The organism is Ralstonia sp. UBA689 (assembly GCF_002298975.1).
In the GTDB taxonomy this organism is placed as follows: domain Bacteria; phylum Pseudomonadota; class Gammaproteobacteria; order Burkholderiales; family Burkholderiaceae; genus Ralstonia.
In genome coordinates this window covers 166,418-188,264 of sequence record NZ_DBMV01000024.1, presented here as the reverse complement: position 1 = coordinate 188,264, position 21,847 = coordinate 166,418, and the positions used below count along the sequence as shown (strand labels likewise).

Here is a 21,847-nt window from a genome sequence, read left to right as displayed (position 1 = left end):
GGACAATCCGGGCGAGGTTGATCGCCAAGTCCACGATCGAGGTGCCTGTCATGCCGGCGAATCGCCGGCGAGACTTGGTGGCGTTTGGCTGCCGGAGCGCTCGTCCGTAACCCGGGCCAGTTCAATCAACGCCGGCCGCACCAGTACCGGATAAGGGCCACTGGGTTCGAGCGTGCGCAGCGCGTCGGGAAGCGTCGTCAACTCATGTTCTGCATGTTTGCGGCTCGCCTGTAGGGAGGGTTCCTCCGGCAGGCGCCGGCCGGCTAGCATGACTGGCTTGAGCAACGGCATGCCTTCGCACGGGTCGCCCTCGATGGTGAGCGTGTCGCCGATCATGATGCCGGCGCCGTTGTACTGGCGGTACACCTGCTTGCGCCCGGGCCAGGTCGCCTTGCCTTCGGAGCGCTTGCGGCGGGGCTCGCCAGCGTACTCGGTCAGCTTGTAGGCGCAATCCATGTACGGCGCGTCGGCCGACGTGTTCATGCGTGTGCCGACGCCGAAGCCGTCGATGGGCGCACCCGATTGCAGCAGGTCACGCACGCGGTATTCGTCCAGGTTGCCGCTGGCGAAGATGCCGATCTCGGGGGCTCCACCCCTGTCCAGGATCGCGCGGACCTTCTTTGCGTGCGCGCCTAAGTCGCCGCTGTCCAAGCGCACGGCTTGGATCGTGATGCCGCTCTCGCGCAGTTTTCGGGCGAGCACCGCGACCTTGCCGGCGGCGGCTTCGGTGTCGTAGGTGTCGATCAGCAGCGTCGTGTTGGCCGGCTGTGAACGGGCAAACGCTTCGAATGCCTCGACCTCATCCTGATGTGCCTGGATGTAAGAGTGCGCCATGGTCCCGTAGACCGGGATGCCGTAGCGCACACCCGCGAGCAGCGTGGCCGTGCCCGAGAAGCCCGCAAGATAGCTGGCCCTGGCCGAGAGCATACCGGCCTCCGCGGCATGCGCTCGGCGTAGGCCGAAGTCGACCAGCAGCCGGCCTTGTGCCGCCAGCGCGACCCGTGCGGCTTTGCTGGCTGTCAGGGTTTCGTAGTGAAGCAGGTTCATCACGCGGCTCTCCACCAGTTGCGCCTCTCGGATGGGAGCAACGATGCGCAGGATCGGTTCGTCCGTGAAGAAGATCGTGCCTTCCGGCATGGCGACCACGTCGCCTGTGAAGCGCAGCCCTGACAGCGAGCGGAGAAAAGGCTCGCTGAAGCGCCCGAGTTCAGTCAGCACGTCGATGTCTGCCTGGCTGAAATGCAGTTCCGTCAGGTAGTCGAGCACTTGCTCCAGGCCGGCGGCCACGAGGAAATTCCGCCCTGGCGGCATCTTGCGCACGAAGAACTCGAAGCTCGCCGTGCCGCGCATGTCGCCATCCAGGTACGCCTGCATCATGGTGAGTTCGTACAGGTCGGTCAGCAGCGGGCTGTCCCATGTGGGGTGCGTCGCCATATCGGCTCCGGAGATGTGTCGGCAGGGCAATGGCGCCTGCCCATATTCATACTAGACGGCTCGCCAAGATGGCCTTCGCCTTCCGGCCGCTGGTGGGCGACCGATGCAACCGGGCCTAGTGGAAGACGATGGTCTTGGCGGCCATGGTTTTCTTTGTTCCGGCAATCATGAACGTTGTGCCGGACGGGCTTGGCGCGCTGCCTGGGCATGCGTCAGGGCCGTATGCGCAATCCGCCGGTGCGTTCACCTTAGTCGCTGTATGGCGTGGCGCGTTGACTTGGCGCAACGGGCTAGGCGTACAGCCGGCTTGGCACGGCATGAGCCCGGAACAGCGTGTCCAGGCAATTCACGCCTCGGCGTCGGGCACCTTGGCCAGATCGTCCAGCCAGGCGCGCGCTGGAGTCGCTTGGTGCCCGGTAGTCGCCGCGCGGGGAGAGCGAGCCGCCGGAGCCGACTTTGGGGGCGTTGGGGATGCAACTGCGCTTGTACTGCATGTCCTGAAAGAAGCGGTGCACAAAGACGCCGAGCCAGTGTTTGATCTCCACCTGGCTGTAGGCGCGGCGGTCGCGCTCGGGTATCTCCGGCCACGTTCCATGGGCGGCGTCATGCCAGGCCGACCAAGCAATGAAGGCAACCCGGCTCGGGCGAAAACCGTAGCGCAGCAGGTAATAGAGAAAGAAATCCTGCAGGGCGAAGGGGCCGATCGCATCCACGCTGCTTTGCAGCCCGTGGGCGCCGGGTTGCGCCGGCAACCGTTCCGGGCTGATGACGGTCTGCAGAATGTCCTGCAACGCTTCGGTCAGCTCGTGGTCTGCGAACGCCTTCTCCGCAACCCAGCGCGCCAGATATTGGATCAGCGTCTTGGGGATGCTCGCATTCACGGCGTAGTGGGGCATGTGGTCGCCCACGCCGTACGTGCACCAGCCGAGCGCGAGTTCGCTCAGATCGCCGGTGCCAACCACCATGGCGCCATACAGGTTCGCCAGACGGAACAGGCTGCTCGTGCGCTGGCCGGCCTGCACGTTCTCGAACGTGACGTCATAGACCGGTTGCCCCTGCGCGAAGGGGTGTCCGATGTCCCGCAGCATCTGCTCGCAGGCCGGGCGGATGTCGATCTCCAGCGCCCGGCATTGCAGGGCGCGGATCAGCTGGCGCGCCTGGTCGCGAGTCCGGTCACTGGTGGCGAAGCCGGGCATCACGCAGCCGAGGATGTTGTCGCGCGGCAATCCCAGCCTGTCCACCGCCTGGGCGCACACCAGCAAGGCCTGCGCGGACTCCAACCCGCCAGCGCGCCGAAGGAGGAGGGCGGGATCGGCCCCCAGAGGTCTTCGCAAATTTCGATATGGAGGATCAGCAGCGGCTGCGCCGGCACGTGCAAGAGCAGGTCGATACCAATGGGGATGCCGGTCTGCCCGAAACGATCCACATGGCCCCGCATCAGCATGTCGCCGGAAGCGAACTGCCGGCGCTCATAGAACTCCTGGTAGTTGGGCAGGTAGAGCTTGGGCGCCAAGCCCAGCACGCGACCCCGGTGGATGGCAGCCGCGCACTTGAAGAGCAGGCCGTCGATCTGCAGCGGCAGGCCCACGACAGCCAGCAGCTCCAGGTCGGCGGTGGCGGCCAGCAGCGTATGCATAGCCGCCTCGCAGGCGTCGAGCAAGGCGTGCTGTTGAAACAGGTCGTCGCACGTATAGGCCGAGAGTCCAAGCTCGGGGAACAGGACAACCAGCGCTTTCTGTTCGCCGGCTTGCCGCATCAGATCGATCGCCTGCTGCGCGTTGAATGCCGGATCGGCCACGCGGGCGAAGTCTTGCTTGTACAGGTTGAAGAATGCGTTGGGCGCTTGCATTGCCATCTGCCTGCGATGCGTGTTGGGGCGAGGATGCCTAGCGCAGCGGTCCGTTGATCGTGGCAGGCATCAAGCCGAAGCCCTGTCACGCCGACGACGCACGCAACGATTCCAATGTGCATCGACTGGCTCTTCTGTGTAGGCCATTGTCACTCTGGAACCAAGGAAGGCAGGAGCGTTGATGACAGTCACCACCATGTGCGGCCGCATGCCCAATCAGCGGTGCGCATTCCACCCCGGCTGTCAGCGCGGTCATGGTCGTTTGCGGCGAATTACCCAGCTTCGAACTGGTGCCGTATGTCGTTGCACAACGTATTGGCGTGGAACCCGGCGCGTGGCTGGCGCACGCCGTGTTCGACATGGGCATCCTGCAACTCTCCACGAATGTCCGCAGCAATGCGCCGAAGTAACGGTGCCTGCAGATGCTTCGTTTCCCAGTAGTACGGTTCTGTGATGGCAGTCGCACATGCTGCCGTGCCGTGGCGGCACACCGTCATTCGCGCGTCGCCATCTCCAATCCGAGCTTTACCAGCAACTCGTATGTGAGACGGATGTGCGCTTCGAGCGCCAATGCGGCGCGGGCTTCCTGTCGTGCCATGGCCGCCTCGAAGATCGCCGTGTGCTCTTCATGCACGTTGCGGCTGCTGGGTTGCGCACTACCCAGGCGGATGGCCACGTGCCGATAGCGTTCACCATGGCGGTAGAGCAGATCCAGCAGGTACTTGCTCCACGGTGAGTGGTGTGCAGCGATGAGTGTTTCGTGAAAATGCCGGTTGGCACGCTCCCAGTATTCAGGGTTGGCGGACGGGCCTTGGGCTTCTGCGTCGCTCAGGGCGCCAAAGGCGCTGCGCAGGCGGGCCTCCCATTGCGCATCACCGTGGCGGATGGATAAGCGCACGGCCTCAGTCTCCAGCATCACCCGCGTGTCGGTAAGGTCTTGCAGGTCAGCCAGCGAGATCTCCGTCACGCGATAGCCGCGCTGGCCTTCGACCGTAACGAGGGCATCAGAGACGAGCAGTGCAAGAGCTTCGCGCAGCGTGCCCGCCCCGACGTTATAGCGATCCTTGAGGTGCTCAACGCGTAGACGCTCGCCTGGAGTGAGGCGGCCTTGCACGATGTCCTGTCGCAGATCGAGGTAAGCGCGCTCGCACAGGGTACGGGGCACCTCGGGATCAGCAGCTGCCAACGTGGTCGCGCTGGTCACGTGCGTGCCGGATACGCCGGCTTGTTTGGTTCGTTTCATTCTTCGCTCCCTCTGTCTTGATGACGCTTGAGGCGATAGGCCAGTTGCGGGCGGGTCAGGCCAAGCTGCCGGGCGGCACCGGAAAGATTGCCCTTGGCGCGTTCGACCGCCAAGTCGAGCAGTTGCGTCTCTAGCGTCTCCAGGCTCAGGCCGCTGTCCAGAATGCGCGTGCACAGGGCTTGCTCGCTTTCCAGGCGTACCGGCGCCAGACGGCCTTGCGGGCTGAGCTGAGCCTGCACGCCCGAGGGCTGGTTAGGAAAGAGGTGTTCGATCTCGATGCTTCCGCCCTGAGGCGCCAGGATGACGCCGCGCTCCACCAGGTTCTCCAGTTCTCGCACGTTGCCCGGCCAGTCGTGGTGCAGGAGTGCCTGCATGGCGCGTTCTCCGAAGCCGGAGAGACGCTTCTGGTGCAAGGCCGTGAAGCGCGCCAGCAGATGGACGGCGAGCGGTTCGATATCGGTCATGCGTTCGCGTAGCGGTGGAATGCAGATGGGATAGACGTTCAGCCGGTACAGCAGGTCTCGTCGAAAACGCCCCTGAGCCACGGCTGCCTCAAGATCGACGTTGGTGGCCGCCACAAGACGCACGTTGACCTTGCGCGTGGTTTCCGCGCCCAAGCGTTCGATTTCGCCTTCTTGCAGCACGCGCAGCAGCTTGGCCTGTGCTGGCAGCGGCAGGTCGCCCACTTCATCAAGAAACAGGGTGCCGCCATCCGCCCGCTCGAAGCGGCCGCTGCGTGCCGCGTGCGCGCCGGTGTAGGCGCCGCGCTCGACGCCAAACAGCTCGGCCTCGATCAGGTCGGCCGGCAGCGCGGCGCAGTTGACTGCCACGAAGGGCCCCGCCGCGCGGGCAGAGCCCTGGTGCAGCGCACGCGCGAAGCGCTCCTTGCCCACGCCGGTCTCGCCAGTGAGCAGCACCGTAACCTGTGTGGCGGCAGCGCGGTTAAGCAATTCGTGTGCACGCTGGAACGCGGGCGAGCGGCCCACCAGCATGCCGGCGGCCACATCGGGCTCAAGTGTCGATTCGATCGTGGTCTTGAGTGCCTGAACCTGTTCGTTGAGTGCGGCAATGGTGTCGAGCAGGGACTCATCTTCAAAATACTGGCGCTGCTCAGCGCCGTCGGGCCATTCGTCAATCGGTTTGCCGACGATCTCGCAGTGATCGGCTCCGCAGGCAGCACAGCGGGTTTCCTTGAAGAGGATGAGGCGGCCCATGAACGCGCTGGTATAGCCACTGGCATAGCCGAGTTGGATCCAGCAGGCGGGCTCGTCTACAAGGCCAAAGGCCTGGCGGTGGGCGTGTGCTTCCCAGGAGTTGTCCCAGCGGAACTCACCATAGAAGCGCCCGCTAGCGGGGTCGAAATCCAGTTGTATCGGCGTGACGCGCACCGCCCCTTCGAGCATGTGCAACTGCGGGCCGACCATGAAGGCGGCATCGAGCGACAGCGCCCCGCGGGTCTTGCGAGCGAACTCGGCATCGCGCCGGCCCGAGGCATAGCCCATGCGGGTGAGCAGGCGGCGCGCATGTGCCGGACCCACCGAATTGATCAAGTCCTGCCGCAAACCGCTTAACGCGGCGGTATGCAGCAACAGCATGCGCCGCTCGCCCAGCCAGATGGCGCCGCTCTCGGGTTCGAAGCGCAGCAGGCGCCGAAGGTCGGCATCCGAAGGGTAGTTGAGCTTGGCTTCCACGGCGTGCGGCCTCCATCGGGGCGGGTTGGCCTGAATCTCGATATTCTCGGGGATAAGGCGAAAGACGGCAAGCCTGCGATGAGACGCAGTTTCCTGCTGGCGCGAAGGCTTCGATCAATTGATGAAGCGTATCAACGGATTGCACTGTGCCAAATGATCAAATCGCTTGGCGGGGTACTCAAGCTGGGCGCAGATAACAACACTCTCTATGCCCTGGGTTCTGATTCAAGACGGGTCGATCCTCGTGGTTTTCCCTAAAAATATCGAGATTTGTTGGCAGGCGCGTTGCAACTGGCATGGCTTCTGCACAACGACAGCCGCGACCGTGCTGCAACGCTGTGCCGGTCGCGATTCAGGCGGCTTGTCAGTGGGGCATGCTTTCGTCGCGCCGTGACAACGCCGTCGTCTTGTTATCCCAAATAGACAAATAGACAAGGAGACACTCGTGAAAGGCAACTACGTTCGCGCGGCCACGGCAATATGCGTTGCGGTCTGTGGAACACACGCCAAGGCGACAGACGTGTTCAATCTGGAAGGCTTTGGTCCGGTTTCCCGCGCAATGGGGGGAACGGGCGTGGCCTTCGATATTGGGCCGGCAGCCATGATGGAAAATCCCGCGACGCTTGGCTTGATGCGCGAGGGCAGGTACTTCAATCTCGGGCTCGATGTGGTCACCACCGACATCAAGGCAACGAATACGGCCACCGGTGAGACGGCAAGTTCGGGCAATCACGGCAATAACAACGGACCGTACTTCGCGCCGCAGACAGCGTTTGTTTATCGGCAGGGCAACTACGCTTTTGGCGCGGGCATTTTCGCGGAGGGTGGGCTGGGCACGCAGTACGGTGCAACCAGCTTTCTTTCCCGCACCTCCAATGGTGTGGACACCGGCCTGGACCAGTTCTCCAGGCTGCTAGTCTTGCGCGTTCCGTTTTCGGCGGCGTACCACGTCACCGATCAGTTGACCGTTGGCGCATCGCTTGATGCGGTCTGGACTTCGCTCAACCTTGGGACGCTGCTCGATGTATCCCAGATCGGGACGCTTGCCGGCCAGCGACGCGTGTCCGGGTCGCTTGTTCCCACCTTGTTGGGCGTGCCTGGCCTTTCCGGCGGCTACCTCAACTTCTCGCGCGATGCGCCGATCGGAGGCGGCGCGCAGGCCTGGGGCATCGGTGGCAGGTTGGGTCTGACCTATCAAGTCGCGCCCGATACCCGAATCGGCGTGGCCTATAACGCGAAGACACACGTTGGTGACCTGAGCGGCCACGCAACACTTGCTGCAGTCAGTTCGGTCGCAGGCAACATTCCGCTGAAGGGCGACGTGACGGTTCGAAACTTCCAGATGCCCGCTCAACTGACGGTTGGCATCAGTCATCAATTCAACGACCAGCTGTCGGTGTCTGCTGACTACCAGCGCGTGTTTTGGTCGAGCGTGATGAAGGACATAAACGTCGGGTTCGTGCAGTCGGGCACGGGTGCCAATCTTGATCTTTCGCTGCCGCAGAATTACCGCGATATCAGCGTTTTCGGGATTGGCGCCGAATATCGCTACAACGCAAAGTGGACGTTCCGTGGCGGGTTCCATTATGCGCAGGAGGCGATCCCGGGCAACATGCTGCTCGCCGTTGTTCCGGCCACGCCGACGACCAGCCTGACCGGTGGCGTGTCCTACGCAATCAGCGAGAACGACGTGATCGACTTTGCGCTGTCGGTGGCGCTGCGTAAGACGTTGGCGAACTCCAGCCAGCCGAATACGGCAGCGCCGATCAGCGTGACGCATTCGCAGATCAATGCCGTGATCGCGTATCAGAAGCGTTTCTAGGGGCAATGTCCTGGGCGACGGTACCTTGTCGCCCGGGCGGCAACGCATCAGCTCCCGTCATCAGCTCCCGTCGACTGGGATGTGATATTTGCGCAGCCTGTAAGCCAGCGTTGGGCGGCTGATGCCGAGCACCCGTGCCGCGCGCGACAGGTTGCCGTTGGCCTCGATCACGGCGGCGCGCAGCATGGCCACCTCGGTCTCGGCCAAGCCCGGCCGGGTGACGGCCGTGGTGGAAGAACCAATGTCTTCAGCAGACTCGTTGCTCTGGCCGATATTGCCGCTGCGTTTGAGGATGAACGAGGCCGTGTCGATTTCCTCACCGCTGGTGAACAGATGGCACAGGTCCAGTGCACCGCCGTCTTCGGCCAGGATCACTGCGCGTTCGATCATGTTCTCCAGTTCGCGCACGTTGCCTGGCCAATCGTAGGCGAACAGCGCATCGACGGCACGCTCGCGAAAGCCCGTGATGTGCTTGTCGTGCTTTTTGGCCATGCGCTGGAGGAACCAGTTCATCATCAGCGGGATGTCGTCTCGCCTCTCTCGCAGCGGCGGCACCTGGATTGGAAACACGTTGAGCCGGAAGAACAGGTCTTCGCGAAACTGGCCGGCCTTCGCGGCTTCGCGCAGGTTCACGTTCGTGGCGGCAATCACCCGCACGTTGACCTTGCGGGTGCGTATATCTCCAACACGTTCGATTTCTCCCTGCTGCAGGGCGCGCAAGAGCTTGCCCTGTGCCGTCAAGCTGAGCGTGCCGATTTCATCGAGGAAGAGTGTGCCGCCGTCGGCGCGCTCGAAGCGCCCTGGGCGGGACGTGGTTGCGCCGGTAAATCCACCGCGCTCCACGCCAAACAATTCCGATTCCATCAGGTGCTCCGGAATCGACGCGCAGTTGACGGCAACGAACGGCCCGTCGGCGCGTTTGCTCAGGCGATGCAGATTATTGGCGAAGACTTCCTTGCCGACACCGCTTTCACCCAGGAAGAGCACGGTCGCTTCGGTGGGCGCTACCTTGTTCACCATGTGGCAGACCGTGTTGAAGCCGGCAGAGATTCCAACCACGCCAAAGCTGTTTGCCGGCGCGCTCGCCAGACGCTCGGCAATGCGGCTCGTGGCCGGCAAAGGGGCCTCGGGTTTGGGCGCCCATTTGGCGAAATCACCAATTTGCAGGAAGCGCAGATCGTCTTCGGCGTCTTCCCATTCTTCAACGGGTTTGCCAACCACGCGGCATTTCGTATGCCCCATGCCACGACACTCGATTTCCCGCCAGAGGATGGGCCGGCCCATGAACGCGCTGGTATAGCCGCATGCATAACCGACCAACATCCAGCACACCGACTCGTTGCCGATGCCGTAGCTGGCGACGTGGGCTTCCGCCTCGGAGCTGTCGATCAGGTAGAAATCGCCGAAGTAGTGGCCGCGCTGGACGTCGATGTCGAGCGCGACCGGCTCGCAGTGCACCATGCCCTCGAGTGAAACCAGTTGCGGGCCGGCCAGAAAATCGTCATAGCTATTGAATCCGGCGCGAACCTTGCGTGCCATGGCGGCGTCGTGCGTGCCGGCCTGATAGCCGATGCGCGTGATCAGGCCTCGCGCCGTTTCCTTGCCCAGGCTCTCGATGAGCTCCTGTCTCAGCGCGCCTAGCGAGCTGATGTGCATGAGCATCATGCGTTGATCGTCGAGCCAGATCCGGCCCTGTTGCGGCGCAAAGCGCAGCCGCTTGGCAAGATCGTGGATGGCAGGAACACGAATCTCGCCGGGGCCTGGATGTTTCGGGTCTCGATCGGGACGCGTCTGTGTCGTTGGGTCGGGCTTGAATTTTCGCGGATGCCGTTTCGCCATGGTTTCCTCGATCGCGGCCGAATGGGTTGCTGCCGCACCTGTGCGCAGTTGGCTATCGCGCGGAACGGCTCGACGGTGATCGTCGGCCGGTGCGCGAATGCCATATAAGGTTCGATCGAGTGAGCTTATCCCCAGCTTCCAGATATGGCGATTGGTAAAAGTACGCGACATGGCGAATCCGTCAAATCCATCGGCGATGCTGTGCTGTGCGCGTCGCGTTGCCGCACTCGGGATTGCGTCAAACGGGTTCGGGCTTAGACGAAGCGGTCGAAATGAATCTGATCGAATGGCACCTGGTGTTCGTGCATCAGCAACTTCTGCATGGCTTCGATCATGGGCGGAGGGCCCGCAAAATAGAACTCGAAGCGATCCAACGGCGTTGCCAGCGTTCGCTCGACCTCGGTGTGCACGAAGCCGGTCGGACCCTGCCAGGCGACTGCAGCCTCGGGCGCCGACAGCACCACTGAGAGCGCGAGGCGGTTGTCCTGCGCGAGGTCTTCCAGCGCGGCCATGGCGCCGAGGTCAGCCTGTGAGCGCGCCCCGTAAAAGAAGTGGACGCGCCTGGCTCCATCCTGAGACAGCGCCCCGCGTGCGACCGACAGCATCGGTGCAAGTCCGGACCCGCCCGCGATGCAGACGATGTCGCGCGCACTTTCCTCGCGCAGGTGAGCGTGTCCATATGGACCGTCGAGGGTGATGCTTTGGCCGATCTCAACGTCATCGAACAGCGCGTTGCTGCCAGCACCGCCCGGAACGCGTCGAATCACGAACTTCCAGATGCCATCTTCATTGGGCAGGTTGGACATGGAGTACGCGCGCGCGCCGGACACATGCGGTGGATAAAGCAGTGCGTACTGGCCGGGGCGAAATTCTGCGGTGGCCGGAACCTGGAACGTGAATTCGCTCATGTCCGGGGTCAGCGCCCGCCTGGCCTGCAATTGGGCAGGCCAGCGGCCGGGTGGAACCACCGGGCGGTAAGCCGCGTCGCAGCGTACGCGTATCGTGCAATCACCCAACGGCCGCGACTGGCAAGCGAGGTGTCTGCCGCGCTTGCGGTCGCGCTCGGACAGCCCAGGCGCATCTGGCCAGATCGACTCTACGAGACCCGATAGCAGGTCGAAGCGACAGGCGCCGCAGCCGCCGACGCTGCATTCGTGCGGGAGGGCAATTCCGGCACGCAATGCGCCTCGCAATAAGGTGTCTTCGTCTGCAGCGACGGAAAATGCCGCACCGCCCTCGATGGTTATCTGGTGTTTCATAACCGGTTCCGATATGTCGTTGGCCATGGATTGGATTGACTGATGTCGCCTGGGCTGTCTTGCTTCACAGGCCGATGCTGTGCCGGAACTCGCGCACTGCTGCCGTTGCGCGCGCCTGTGCCGCGGGAGCATCAGGCAGGGCCGCGCAATACGCGGCGATTGCGTCGTCTGCCAAGGGCTCCCACTTGTCCAGCCAACCGGTCAGGACGTCGCGGTTACCCGGCTGCTCGAGGGCCATGCGAACGAGCGCGGCGGCCCAGCGCCGATGCCGTTGGGCGTCGGCTAGTTGGGCGTCGGTCAGCAGGCCCAGCAAGGTGTCGCCGTTGTGCCGTGCCGCTTCGCCAAGGCTGCGCAATACGGCTTCCTCCACGGCCGGCCGTACGACCAGGCTCAGAGCAACGAAGCTCTCTGCCCAGTCCCATGCCACCAGAGCGTGTTCGACCAGTTTGCGCCAGCCTTGCCATGCAGGGTCCTGCTCCCAGTATTGGCGCTCGTCGCTGCCGAAGCCGAGGTCGCTGAAGGTCTGCGACAACTCCTTGGTGCGGTACGCGGTGTGCGTCAGCCAACGCAACGAATCGGCGGTCTGGTATGCGGCGCAGTTGGAGATGGTCGAGGCCGGTGCCAACTGCGTCAGATAGGCCGAGCCCATCTGCAGCGCGTGGAACAGGTAGCGCGCAGGCGTGTACATGCGCGCCAGCGTGCCGGCCCAGGTGCGTTCGAGCATGGCATCGTGGCCCCGCTCCGAGAATTGATCGAGCAACCCGAACACATAGGTTTCCTGGCCGTCTTGCAGCATGTTGTAGGTGCGGTAGACCAGTTCGTCCGGATCGCGAAACGCGTTCCAGTCGGGGTGCGTCAGGGGAGACGCGTTGCGGTTCCGCTTGAACCACTGTGCCATTTCGAAGTTCGGGTCGAGTTCGAACGGCGCGTCGGGGTTGTCCGTGGTGTAGTGCAGGTTGGTCGAGACGATTTCGTACTCGCTTGGCTTGCGTCGGCGCGCGGCCAGGTGGCTCCAGGTCTTGAGCGGCTTCAGAGCTTCGGGTTGCGTGGTCATGCTTGTCTCCGATTACAGCGTTTTTTCGTAGTAGAAGCGGACGTAGTCATCCGTCGTTTCAATGCGGCCGGCAAACGAGCTGAGATTGACTTCAAGCTCGGACATCTTGAACGGCCGGCCCAGAGCGGCCTCCAGCGTGGCGCGGCGTAGAATCAGCTCGCCGTCGGTGTCGATGCGCACGTAGGCGAGCTTGTCGTCGATGCGGATGTTCTTGCCCGGGTTGTCTTCCTGCGCGGCCTCAATGACGCCGTCCGTGATGCTGCTCGCGCGCAGCACGGGGCCGACGCGGTTGTTGCGATACGCATCGGCGGTGTTGTCGATACTCATGGTGTGTTCCTGGGCGGTGTCAGCAATTGGTGAAGAGGGGCTCAACGCCTTCGACTGCGACGAAGATGTCGTCGCCCTCGACCTTCAAGGCGTATTCGGCCAGGCGGCAGCCGCCAGGGTTGATGCCCTTGCCGGTGTTCGCATCGAAAGTCCATTGATGCGCGCGGCACATCAGCACGCGACCGTCGAACTTGCCCTCCACAAGCGGAATGTCCTGGTGCGGGCAGATGCCCTGGAAGGCGCGCGGCTCGCCTCCTTCGGGGCGGACAAGCACGATCACGTGGCCGTCCACTTCGACCTCGGTCATGTCGCCTTCCCAAAGCTCGTCGAGCGTGCAGACTTTGTGGAAATTCATAGCTGCCTCATGCATCGCAAAAGATGAACTCAAGTGCTTCCATCGGTTTGATGTCGGTCTCCGCCAGCTTGGCGCCGCGCGGGTAGAACTGTTCGCCGCCCTGGCGCCTGACCCGGACGACCTTGCCGGGCTGTGGCGCCACGCGACGGCCGACCGAATGGTGTGCGGCAGCAGCGGCCACCTCGTCCATCGTGTTCTCGGTGTCGACGGCGACGAGTTGCAGCACGAAGTCGTACTGGAAATTGGAAATCACAGGAAAAAGTGCCATGTCATCCTCCGTTTGCTGACCGCCTCAAGCGGCCTTCTTCTGATAGCGCTGATTGCGGTAGGCCTCGACCCACGCGTATTGATGGGCGTCGTCGCCGGTCTCGCCAGGGGCGAGGTTCATGTACTTGAGCGCGCCCATCAGGTCGGGTGGTTGAATCTGTCCCGCGAGGAAGCGGTCGACCAGGGATAGGTGGTCGCGGTAGCGAACGGGGTCTTGCTGGAACACCCAGCGGTCGATTTCGGAATTGAAGTGGTACGTGCGGCCCTTGTAGTCGAGCGGGTAGTCCTTCACGTTCCAGCCGTTGCCTGGAACTGCACAGATGGGCAACTGGCTCATGTTGCAGACGATCGGCAATGTCTCGGGCACGGTCAGCTCAGGCTTGCCAGCAACCAGGTTGTCGATGATGACGTCCCACGCCTTGCCGAACGTGTCATTCCAGCCGGGGTACTTCTCTTCAAGCCAGTCGCGGCAATCGGGCGTCATGCCGGCGGCCGGATTCCACCAGATCGTCGGGCGCCAGAACCAGATGCCCATCTGGTAGGCATGGTGCTGGTAATCGAACTCATTGATCATCTGGTCCCAGTACCAGGGCAGATCCAGGCCAAGGTCGATCAATGTGCGTTCGAACTGGCCGACGATCCATTCCTTCATGAACTCCTTGAACGACTCCTTGCGATGGTGCAGCGGCGTCGCATAGTCCATGGAGGTTCCGGTGAGCAGTGAGAACAGCCGCCAAGCCCGTGCGATGGCGATGTCGACGAGCTTTTGCGCTTGTTCCTTGCGGCCGTTGGCGATCAGGATCTGCAGCGCCGGACCACCAATCTGGGCGTGTCGCGACTCGTCGGTCTGGATGCTCGAGATCAGGCTGGCAAAGGTGAAATCGCCCGCCTCTGCAGCGTCGGCGGCGAGGCCGAGGAACTGCATGTTCGTGAAGCCGGTTTCGAACGCGAACGTGAGCATGATCGCAATGTCGAGCGCGCTGCGCGACATGAACAGATCATCAAACGTGCTGCGTGCCGCAATCGCGCCCCACTCGTTGGTGTGATACGCCTTGTGCGCCCAATCGAACTGCCGGTCTTTGGGGCAGTAGTCGTGCGGGAAGTACAACTGCAGTTGGCCGTGCCGGTTTTCGTCGAGCATGCCGAACGTGGCCATGTTGCGCATACCCGGCGCCCGGCCGAATCGCGCCATGCGCGCCTCTGCGCTCATCGCGGCGTATTCGCCGAGTGCGATGGCGCCATAGTGCGCTTTCAGGATCGACAGCCAGCCCGGATCGGCGTCTTCGAACATGCGGCTGCGTTCGAGCGCGGCCTTGACCGAATACGCGCCGGCATCCTTTTCTCGCTGGATGCGGACGTATTCGGGGTACGACGTCTTGTATGGCTCGTCGTAGGTTTCCCAGGTCTGCATCGGTACGCCCCGCGCCCCGGTCATGACTTCGGGGAAGAGCTCAGACTCGGCTACGTAGCTCGGTGTCCAGTTGGTCGTGCGTGCAATGTCGTACCACGCAGCGCGTTCCAGTAACGCCATGGTGATGTCTCCTTGGTGGGGTCTCTCGTGCTTTTGCTTTGCGGCCTCCGTGCGGGGTTGCATCCACGCCGGGGCGCAACCTCAATTGCAAGCATGGTGCCAACCGGTGCGTTTCCAGCGGGTTGGTGCAGTGCAGAATCCCGAGATTTTCCGTAGCCACGGACTCCGCACGCCAGCTTTTGCGTTGCTTGGTTGCAGTGCAGAAGGGGCGCGGCGCGTTGCGATTTGAGTTTTTGATCAGATCAGGCGGCTTCTCTTTCGCTAGTCGGTTTCATCAATTGATAAGAATCTCGAGAATCGAGATTGCCGTGAGATAAGTCCTATCCACGAGTGAGGGAAAGGTACTGAGTGACGGTCTTCCACTGTGCCGAACTTGCAAGAGACACCATTCAATCTCGATGTAGATGGAATGGAGCGCTACCCGCGCCCTGGCTTTCCAGAGCCTGAGCGACTCGACGATTTGATCAAATCAACCCCACGCGGTCGCATCAAATCATCAATTAGGCTGCCTGATCAACAAGTGTCAGGGGCATTCAGCACCACTTTTGGCGTGCGTGGCACAGCATAAAGGCTACGTTGTGCTCGGGGTTTTCCCTGTAAATATCGAGATTTTTGGGCGAATGGTGGATGGCTGGCACAGCTTCTGCAAAGGATGAGCCGTCACCGCGCAACAGCTCTGCGCTGGTCGCAATCCTGATTCCAACAGCGGACACGCCCATGACCACTCAACTCACCACGCCTTCCGACGAGATGCCCATCGTCGACATCACGCGCAAATACGTGAATCGCATCGAGCGGCGCAGCGATGGGTTGGTGAGCTTCGAGTTCGCCATCGGCTGGCCCGAGTTGAGCGTGGACTTGCTGCTGCCGGAGCCAGCCTTCACAGCGTTCTGTGAGCGCCACCAGGTGACAAGGCTCGATTCCTGAGGCGGCGCAGACCGTCCACAGCCCCATCCAATAAAACACCCAGGAGACAACCCGCATGAATATCGACCTGCAGGCCCGCGAGATCACGCCGCTGCGGCAGACCTTCGCCCACGTTGCCCGACTCATCGGTGAGGGCAAGGCCGCCACGCGTTACCAGGAGGCGACTTACGGTGCGCAGTCCACGGCGAACTTTCACTATCGCCCGACGTGGGACCCGGCGCACGAGTTGTACGACGCGGGCCGCAGCCGCATCCGCCTCGCCGACTGGCAAGCCCTGAAGGACCCGCGCCAGTTCTATTACGCCACCTGGACCATGACCCGCGCCCGCCAGCAGGAGGCGGTGGAAGCCAACTTCCAGTTTGTCGAATCGCGCGGGCTGGCTTCTGCGATGGGCGACACGCTGCGCGACCGCGCGCTGCAGGTGCTGCTGCCACTGCGCCACGTGGCCTGGGGCGCCAACATGAACAACGCGTCGATCTGCGCGTATGGCTACGGCACGGTCTTCACCGCCCCCGCGATGTTCCATGCCATGGACGACCTCGGGATCGCGCAACTGATCACCCGCCTGGCGCTGGCGCTGGATGAGCCGGCGGTGCTCGATGCCGGCAAGCGCGCCTGGCTCGAAGACCCGCGCTGGCAAGGCCTGCGACGCTACGTGGAAGACAGCTTCGTGGTGCAGGACCCGGTCGAGCTGTTCGTGGCACAGAACCTCGTGCTGGACGGTCTGCTGTATCCGCTCATCTACGGCCACTTCGTCGACGACCACCTCGCGCTGCAAGGCGGTACGGCCGTGGCCATCCTGACCAGCTTCATGCCCGAGTGGCACGACGAAACCGCGCGCTGGATCGACGCTGTCATCAAGACCATGGCGAATGCGCCGGAGCCGGAAGCCGCCGGCAACCGCGCGTTGCTCTCGCAGTGGTTCGCACAGTGGGCAGACCACGCTCAGGCTGCGCTGGCACCGGTCGCCGAGATGGCATTGGGCGAGCACGGCGCCGCGGCACTGGGCGAAGTGCGCGCCGCGCTTGATGCGCGCGCGGCCAAGCTTGGCCTGTCGCTCTGAATTCTCCTTCTTCCGATTGCTTGCAGAGGAAACCCATGTCTCAAGTCTTCATCGCCTTCCAGGCCAACGAGGAGTCGCGCCCTGTGATCGAGGCCATCGTGACCGACAACCCACAGGCCGTTGTCACGTACCCCACGGGCCTGGTCAAGATCGACGCCCCGGGGCGGCTGACCATCCGCCGCGAAACCATTGAAGAGCAGACCGGCCGGCCCTTCGACCTTCAGCAACTACACGTCAACCTCGTCACGCTCTCGGGCCATATCGACGAAGACGACGACCAGTTGACGCTGAGCTGGCAGCACTGAACACGCAAGACCTCGCACACCTACACATACGAGAGGAGACACCCAATGGACACCCGTGTTGCCAAGAAGAAGCTTGGCCTGAAGGAACGCTACGCCGCCATGACCCGCGGCCTGGGCTGGGAAACCACCTACCAGCCCATGGACAAGGTCTTCCCCTACGACACCTACGAGGGCATCAAGATCCACGACTGGGACAAGTGGCAAGACCCGTTCCGCCTGACCATGGATGCGTACTGGAAGTACCAGGGCGAGAAGGAAAAGAAGCTCTACGCCGTGATCGAAGCCTTCGCGCAGAACAACGGCCAGCTCGGCATCAGCGATGCGCGCTATGTCAACGCGCTCAAGCTCTTCATCCAAGGCGTCACGCCGCTTGAATACAACGCGCACCGCGGCTTTGCGCACGTGGGCCGACAGTTCACGGGCGAGGGTGCGCGCGTGGCCGCGCAGATGCAATCCATCGACGAGCTGCGCCACTACCAGACCGAGACGCATGCGATCTCGCGCTACAACAAGTACTTCAACGGCATGCACAGCCCGAACCATTGGTTCGACCGGGTCTGGTACCTGTCGGTGCCGAAGTCGTTCTTTGAAGATGCGTGCACAGCCGGGCCGTTCGAGTTCCTGACGGCGGTCAGCTTCTCGTTCGAGTACGTGCTGACCAACCTGCTGTTCGTGCCGTTCATGTCGGGCGCCGCGCATAACGGCGACATGAGCACCGTCACCTTCGGCTTCTCGGCGCAGTCCGACGAGTCGCGCCACATGACGCTGGGCATCGAATGCATCAAGTTCATGCTGGAGCAGGACCCGGACAACGTGCCCATCGTCCAGCGCTGGATCGACAAGTGGTTCTGGCGTGGCTACCGGCTGCTGACCATCGTTGCGATGATGCAGGACTACATGCTGCCCAAGCGCGTGATGAGCTGGAAGGAGGCCTGGGAGATGTACGCCGAAGGCAATGGCGGCGCGCTGTTCAAGGACCTCGCGCGCTATGGTATCCGCGAGCCGGCTGGCTGGAAGGATGCGTGCGAAGGCAAGGACCACATCAGCCACCAGGCATGGGCGACGTTCTACAACTATGGCGCGGCCGCACCGTTCCATACCTGGGTTCCGAACGAGGACGAGATGCAGTGGCTTGCGCAGAAGTATCCGGACTCCTTCGACAAGCTCTATCGCCCGCGCTTTGAATTCTGGCGCGAGCGGGCCGAGGAAGGGCGGCGTTTCTACAACAAGACGCTGCCGATGCTGTGCACGACCTGCCAGGTGCCGATGTTCTTCACCGAACCGGGTGACGCCACCAAGATCGCCTATCGCGAGAGCGACTACTTCGGCAACAAGTACCACTTCTGCTCAGACCACTGCAAACACATCTTTGACGATGAGCCCGAGAAGTATGTGCAGAGCTGGCTGCCGGTGCACCAGGTCTACCAGGGCCATTGCTTCCCGGAGGGAACCGATCCGACGGCAGAAGGCTTCGATCCGTTGATGGCCGTGCTCAAGTACTACGAGATGAACATCGGGCGGGACAACTTCGATTTCGAAGGCTCGGAAGATCAGAAGAACTTCGCCGCCTGGACAGGAGAAACAGCATGAGCGTCATAACCAACCCGAAAGCCGCGCCCTACACGTTTCCGATGAAGGATGTGCGCGAGAACTTTCCCGCGCCGCTGCTTTACATCGGATGGGAAGACCACCTGATGTTCAGTGCGCCGCTCTGCCTGCCGCTGCCGCCCGACATGCCGTTTGGCGCGCTGATGACCCAGGTGCTGCCTGGCATCTACGCCGAGCATCCGGACTTCGAGCGCATCGATTGGAGTGCGGCGCAGTGGTTCAAGTCCGGTCAGCCCTGGACGCCCGATGCGGCCAAGTCGTTGGCCGAGAACGGCCTGGGCCACAAGGACGTGATCCGTTTTCGCACGCCGGGCCTCACCGGCATCAAGGGTTCCTGCAGTTAAGCCATGTGTAATCAACTCACCATCGAGCCCCTTGGCGCCACGCTGGACGTGGCCGAGGGCCAGACCCTGCTCGACGCCGCGTTGCGCTCGGGGGTGTACATCCCGCATGCGTGCGGCCATGGCCTGTGCGGCACGTGCAAGGTGCAGGTCAACAGCGGCGAGGTGGATCACGGCGCAGCCAACCCCTTCGCGCTCATGGACATCGAGCGCGAAGAGGGTAAGACGCTGGCGTGCTGTGCCACGGCGCTTAGCGATGTCTGCATCGAAGCTGATGTGGACGACGAGCCGGACGCGCGCGTCATTCCCGTGCGTGACTTTGTTGCCACGGTCACGCGCATCGACGCACTCACGCCCACCATCAAGGGGCTGCGCCTGAAGCTCGATCAGCCGATCGACTTCCAGGCCGGCCAATACGTGATGGTCGAGATTCCGGGGCTGGGCCAGCGGCGTGCTTTTTCCATTGCCAACGCGCCGAGCGAGGTGGCCAAGACTGGCGAGATTGAGTTGCAGGTGCGCCGGGTGCCGGGTGGTGCCGGTACCGGCGTGCTGCACGAGCAGCTTGGGGTGGGTGACACGCTGCATGTGACGGGCCCGTACGGCCGGTTCTTCGTGCGGCAGTCGGCAGCCAAGCCGATGCTGTTCGTCGCGGGTGGTTCGGGCCTGTCCAGCCCGCGCTCGATGATCCTCGACCTGCTGGAGCAGGGCTGCACGTTGCCCATCACGCTCGTCAATGGTCAGCGCAGCCGCGAAGAGCTGTATGGCCACGAGGAGTTTGTCGCGCTGGCCGAGCGCCACCCGAACTTTCACTACCTGCCGGTGCTCTCCAACGAGCCGGAAGGGAGTTCATGGGACGGTGCGCGGGGCTTTGCGCACGACGCGGCCAAGGCGTATTTCCAGGGGCAGTTCGCGGGGCACAAGGCGTATCTGTGCGGGCCGCCGCCGATGGTCGAGGGTGCCATTGGCGCGCTCATGCAGGGCCGGCTGTTCGAGGACGACATCTACACCGAGAAGTTCCTCTCGGCCGCCGATGCCAATGCGCAGCGCAGTCCGCTGTTCAAGCGGGTTTGAAAGGAGGGCCACGCGATGCTGGATACCCGACCCAAGGTGGACGTGTGCGTGGAGCAGACCCAGGAGCACTACGCATGCGCCACCACCGAAAGCTTGCTTACGGGCATGTTGCGCCTGGGGCGCAAGGGCATTCCCGTGGGCTGCGTCAACGGCGGCTGCGGCGTGTGCAAGGTGCGCGTGCTCGAAGGCAACACCGCGCGCCTGGGACCGCTCAGCCGTGCGCACGTCAGCGCAGACGAAGAAGCGCAGGGCGTGACGCTGGCCTGTCGTGAAGCGCCGTTGACCGCCGTTCGCCTGGCCGTGCTGGGCAAGTTTGAAAAACCGTTTTCCAGAGGCTTCGCCGCATCTGCGGGGGCGCAGTCCAACACAAAACCGCAGTGAGTTTGATCAACCAGGAGACAAGCATGGGTGTTCTACGAATCGGGCATGCCAGCCTGAAGGTAATGGACATGGCCGCCGCCGTGCGGCACTACGAAAACGTGCTCGGCCTGAAGGTGACGATGCAGGACAACGCCGGCAACGTCTACTTCAAGTGCTGGGACGAGTGGGACAAGTACTCGCTCATCCTCACGCCGTCGGATCAGGCCGGCCTCAACCATCTCGCCTACAAGGTCGAGAAGGATGCCGACCTCGACGAGCTGCAGGCCAAGATCGAAGCGTGGGGCCTGAAGACGGCGATGCTGCCCGAAGGCACGCTGCCAGCCACCGGCCGCATGCTGCAGTTCAATCTGCCCAGCGGTCACGAGATGCGGCTCTATGCGATGAAGGAGCAGGTCGGCACCGAGGTGGGCAGCCGTAACCCGGACCCGTGGCCAGACAACCTCAAGGGCGCTGGTGTGCACTGGCTGGACCATGCGCTGCTGATGTGCGAGCTGAATCCGGAAGCAGGCATCAACACCGTTGCCGAGAACACGCGCTTCATGCAAGAGGTGCTGGGCTTCTTCCTGACGGAGCAGGTGGTCGTCGGCCCGGACGGTTGCGTACAGGCGGCTGCATGGCTGGCCCGCAGCACCACGCCGCACGACATCGCTTTCGTGGGTGGTCCGCGCAGTGGCCTGCACCACATCGCCTTCTTCCTGGACTCGTGGCACGACGTGCTCAAGGCCGCGGACGTCATGGCCAAGAACCAGACGAAGATCGACGTGGCACCGACGCGCCACGGCATCACGCGCGGGGAGACGATCTACTTCTTCGACCCCAGCGGCAACCGCAATGAAACCTTCGCCGGCCTGGGCTACCTCGCGCAGCCGGACCGCCCCGTCACCACGTGGAGTGAAGACAAGCTGTGGACCGGCATCTTCTACCACACCGGTGAAGCAGTGCCGTCGTTCACCGATGTGTACACCTGATCTGTCCGTTTCTGTTCACCGAGCCGCCTGATCCGTCATTTCCACGTTCCGTCTTGCCATGTCCACACGTACTGCACACGACGCCACCTTCCTCAGCGAAGCACGCAGCCAGATCACGCTCCCCGCGGCCCAGGCTGCCGTTGCGGCGGCGGTGGAGTCGGCGCAGGCGCAGGGGCTGCGCATCAACGTGGCCGTGGTCGATGGCGGCGGCGTGCTCGTGGCCTTTGCGCGCATGTCGGGCGCGTTTCTGCACTCGATCGACATTGCCATCGACAAGGCCTATACGGCGGCCAGCTTCGGTTTTCCCACCGCGCAGTGGGGCGACCTGCTGGCCGGCGACGACATGCTGCGCATTGGGCTGGCCGAGCGTCCGCGGCTCGTGATGTTTGGCGGTGGCCTGCCGATCATCGCGGCGGGCGAGCGTATCGGCGGCATTGGCGTGTCTGGCGGCTCGGCGGAGCAGGACGAGGCGTGTGCCCGCGCAGGGCTCAGCGCCATCGGGCTGTGAAGAA

At 63.1% G+C, this 21,847-nt stretch carries 22 protein-coding genes and 1 pseudogene; 12 read left to right on the top strand and 11 right to left on the bottom strand.

Translation table 11 applies throughout. The features are described from left to right. Nucleotides 1-48: 48 nt before the first annotated feature. Nucleotides 49-1,434 carry a nicotinate phosphoribosyltransferase gene (locus tag B4F51_RS12105; protein ID WP_296225779.1) on the bottom strand — a complete coding sequence of 462 codons (1,386 nt, stop codon included), beginning with the start codon at nt 1,432-1,434 and terminating at the stop codon, nt 49-51. 346 nt (nt 1,435-1,780) lie between these two features. Then, nucleotides 1,781-3,283: pseudogene (locus B4F51_RS12100) on the bottom strand (NAD(+) synthase). Nucleotides 3,284-3,498: 215 nt separating this feature from the next. Here B4F51_RS12100 and B4F51_RS12095 point away from each other — a divergent pair. Continuing rightward, nucleotides 3,499-3,693, top strand: a complete 195-nt coding sequence (locus B4F51_RS12095; protein WP_414706757.1) for a hypothetical protein — start codon at nt 3,499-3,501, stop codon at nt 3,691-3,693. Between the two features lie 83 nt (nt 3,694-3,776). Here B4F51_RS12095 and B4F51_RS12090 read toward each other — a convergent pair whose 3' ends face one another. Both B4F51_RS12090 and B4F51_RS12085 read right to left on the bottom strand, forming a co-directional pair. Beyond that, the gene (locus B4F51_RS12090) at nt 3,777-4,526 is read right to left on the bottom strand and encodes a GntR family transcriptional regulator (RefSeq protein ID WP_296225777.1); all 750 of its coding nucleotides are present in this window, start codon (nt 4,524-4,526) and stop codon (nt 3,777-3,779) included. Then, nucleotides 4,523-6,217, bottom strand: coding sequence for a sigma-54-dependent Fis family transcriptional regulator (locus B4F51_RS12085; protein WP_296225776.1), 1,695 nt, complete (start codon nt 6,215-6,217; stop codon nt 4,523-4,525). Before B4F51_RS12085 ends, B4F51_RS12090 begins: the two co-directional genes overlap by 4 nt. Nucleotides 6,218-6,662: 445 nt before the next feature. On the opposite strand from B4F51_RS12085, the gene B4F51_RS12080 reads away from it, so the two are divergent. Beyond that, nucleotides 6,663-8,039: an OmpP1/FadL family transporter gene (locus tag B4F51_RS12080; protein WP_296225775.1), complete on the top strand. Its 1,377-nt coding sequence runs from the start codon at nt 6,663-6,665 to the stop codon at nt 8,037-8,039. Nucleotides 8,040-8,099: 60 nt separating this feature from the next. On the opposite strand, the gene B4F51_RS12075 is transcribed toward B4F51_RS12080, so the two are convergent. Beyond that, nucleotides 8,100-9,725, bottom strand: a complete 1,626-nt coding sequence (locus B4F51_RS12075; protein ID WP_296225842.1) for a sigma-54-dependent Fis family transcriptional regulator — start codon at nt 9,723-9,725, stop codon at nt 8,100-8,102. Between B4F51_RS12075 and B4F51_RS12070 the strand changes: the two genes are divergently transcribed. Next, nucleotides 9,708-9,986: a hypothetical protein gene (locus B4F51_RS12070; protein ID WP_296225849.1), complete on the top strand. Its 279-nt coding sequence runs from the start codon at nt 9,708-9,710 to the stop codon at nt 9,984-9,986. The genes B4F51_RS12075 and B4F51_RS12070 overlap by 18 nt on opposite strands. A 146-nt stretch (nt 9,987-10,132) precedes the next feature. Here the strand turns inward: B4F51_RS12070 and B4F51_RS12065 are convergent, their stop codons facing one another. From B4F51_RS12065 to B4F51_RS12040, 6 genes are all read right to left on the bottom strand, one after another. Beyond that, entirely contained in the window at nt 10,133-11,137 is a 1,005-nt protein-coding gene (locus B4F51_RS12065; protein WP_296225774.1) for a 2Fe-2S iron-sulfur cluster-binding protein, read from the bottom strand. Between the two features lie 64 nt (nt 11,138-11,201). Further along, on the bottom strand, nt 11,202-12,191 hold the full coding sequence (locus B4F51_RS12060; RefSeq protein ID WP_296225772.1) for an aromatic/alkene monooxygenase hydroxylase subunit beta: 990 nt from the start codon (nt 12,189-12,191) through the stop codon (nt 11,202-11,204). A gap of 12 nt (nt 12,192-12,203) precedes the next feature. Continuing rightward, on the bottom strand, nt 12,204-12,518 hold the full coding sequence (locus B4F51_RS12055; protein ID WP_296225769.1) for an MmoB/DmpM family protein: 315 nt from the start codon (nt 12,516-12,518) through the stop codon (nt 12,204-12,206). A 19-nt stretch (nt 12,519-12,537) separates the two neighbouring features. Continuing rightward, a complete protein-coding gene (locus tag B4F51_RS12050; RefSeq protein ID WP_296225767.1) occupies nt 12,538-12,873 on the bottom strand; it encodes a Rieske 2Fe-2S domain-containing protein in 336 nt (111 codons plus the stop codon). Between the two features lie 7 nt (nt 12,874-12,880). Continuing rightward, on the bottom strand, nt 12,881-13,141 hold the full coding sequence (locus B4F51_RS12045) for a toluene-4-monooxygenase system B family protein (RefSeq protein WP_296225765.1): 261 nt from the start codon (nt 13,139-13,141) through the stop codon (nt 12,881-12,883). Nucleotides 13,142-13,165: 24 nt separating this feature from the next. After that, a complete protein-coding gene (locus tag B4F51_RS12040) occupies nt 13,166-14,671 on the bottom strand; it encodes a toluene monooxygenase (RefSeq protein ID WP_296225763.1) in 1,506 nt (501 codons plus the stop codon). 717 nt (nt 14,672-15,388) lie between these two features. Between B4F51_RS12040 and B4F51_RS12035 the strand changes: the two genes are divergently transcribed. Genes B4F51_RS12035 through B4F51_RS11995 form a run of 9 tightly spaced genes read left to right on the top strand, consistent with a single transcriptional unit; the run spans nt 15,389 to nt 21,843 of the window. After that, nucleotides 15,389-15,598: a phenol hydroxylase subunit gene (locus B4F51_RS12035; protein WP_296225761.1), complete on the top strand. Its 210-nt coding sequence runs from the start codon at nt 15,389-15,391 to the stop codon at nt 15,596-15,598. A 55-nt stretch (nt 15,599-15,653) separates the two neighbouring features. Further along, the gene (locus tag B4F51_RS12030; protein ID WP_296225759.1) at nt 15,654-16,661 is read left to right on the top strand and encodes an aromatic/alkene monooxygenase hydroxylase subunit beta; all 1,008 of its coding nucleotides are present in this window, start codon (nt 15,654-15,656) and stop codon (nt 16,659-16,661) included. A gap of 35 nt (nt 16,662-16,696) precedes the next feature. Further along, nucleotides 16,697-16,966 (top strand): MmoB/DmpM family protein, encoded by a 270-nt coding sequence (locus B4F51_RS12025; RefSeq protein WP_296225758.1) that lies wholly within the window; start codon nt 16,697-16,699, stop codon nt 16,964-16,966. Between the two features lie 45 nt (nt 16,967-17,011). Further along, nucleotides 17,012-18,556, top strand: coding sequence for an aromatic/alkene/methane monooxygenase hydroxylase/oxygenase subunit alpha (locus B4F51_RS12020; RefSeq protein WP_296225756.1), 1,545 nt, complete (start codon nt 17,012-17,014; stop codon nt 18,554-18,556). Then, nucleotides 18,553-18,918: a phenol hydroxylase subunit P4 gene (locus B4F51_RS12015; RefSeq protein ID WP_296225753.1), complete on the top strand. Its 366-nt coding sequence runs from the start codon at nt 18,553-18,555 to the stop codon at nt 18,916-18,918. The genes B4F51_RS12020 and B4F51_RS12015 overlap by 4 nt, the downstream gene beginning before the upstream one ends. Before the next feature lie 3 nt (nt 18,919-18,921). After that, a complete protein-coding gene (locus B4F51_RS12010) occupies nt 18,922-19,986 on the top strand; it encodes an NADH:ubiquinone reductase (Na(+)-transporting) subunit F (protein WP_296225751.1) in 1,065 nt (354 codons plus the stop codon). Nucleotides 19,987-20,001: 15 nt separating this feature from the next. Further along, complete coding sequence (locus B4F51_RS12005) at nt 20,002-20,367, top strand: 2Fe-2S iron-sulfur cluster-binding protein (RefSeq protein WP_296225749.1); 366 nt, start codon at nt 20,002-20,004, stop codon at nt 20,365-20,367. A 23-nt stretch (nt 20,368-20,390) separates the two neighbouring features. Continuing rightward, complete coding sequence (locus B4F51_RS12000) at nt 20,391-21,335, top strand: catechol 2,3-dioxygenase (protein ID WP_296225747.1); 945 nt, start codon at nt 20,391-20,393, stop codon at nt 21,333-21,335. A gap of 58 nt (nt 21,336-21,393) precedes the next feature. Continuing rightward, nucleotides 21,394-21,843, top strand: coding sequence for a GlcG/HbpS family heme-binding protein (locus B4F51_RS11995; RefSeq protein WP_296225745.1), 450 nt, complete (start codon nt 21,394-21,396; stop codon nt 21,841-21,843). Nucleotides 21,844-21,847 lie beyond the last annotated feature (4 nt).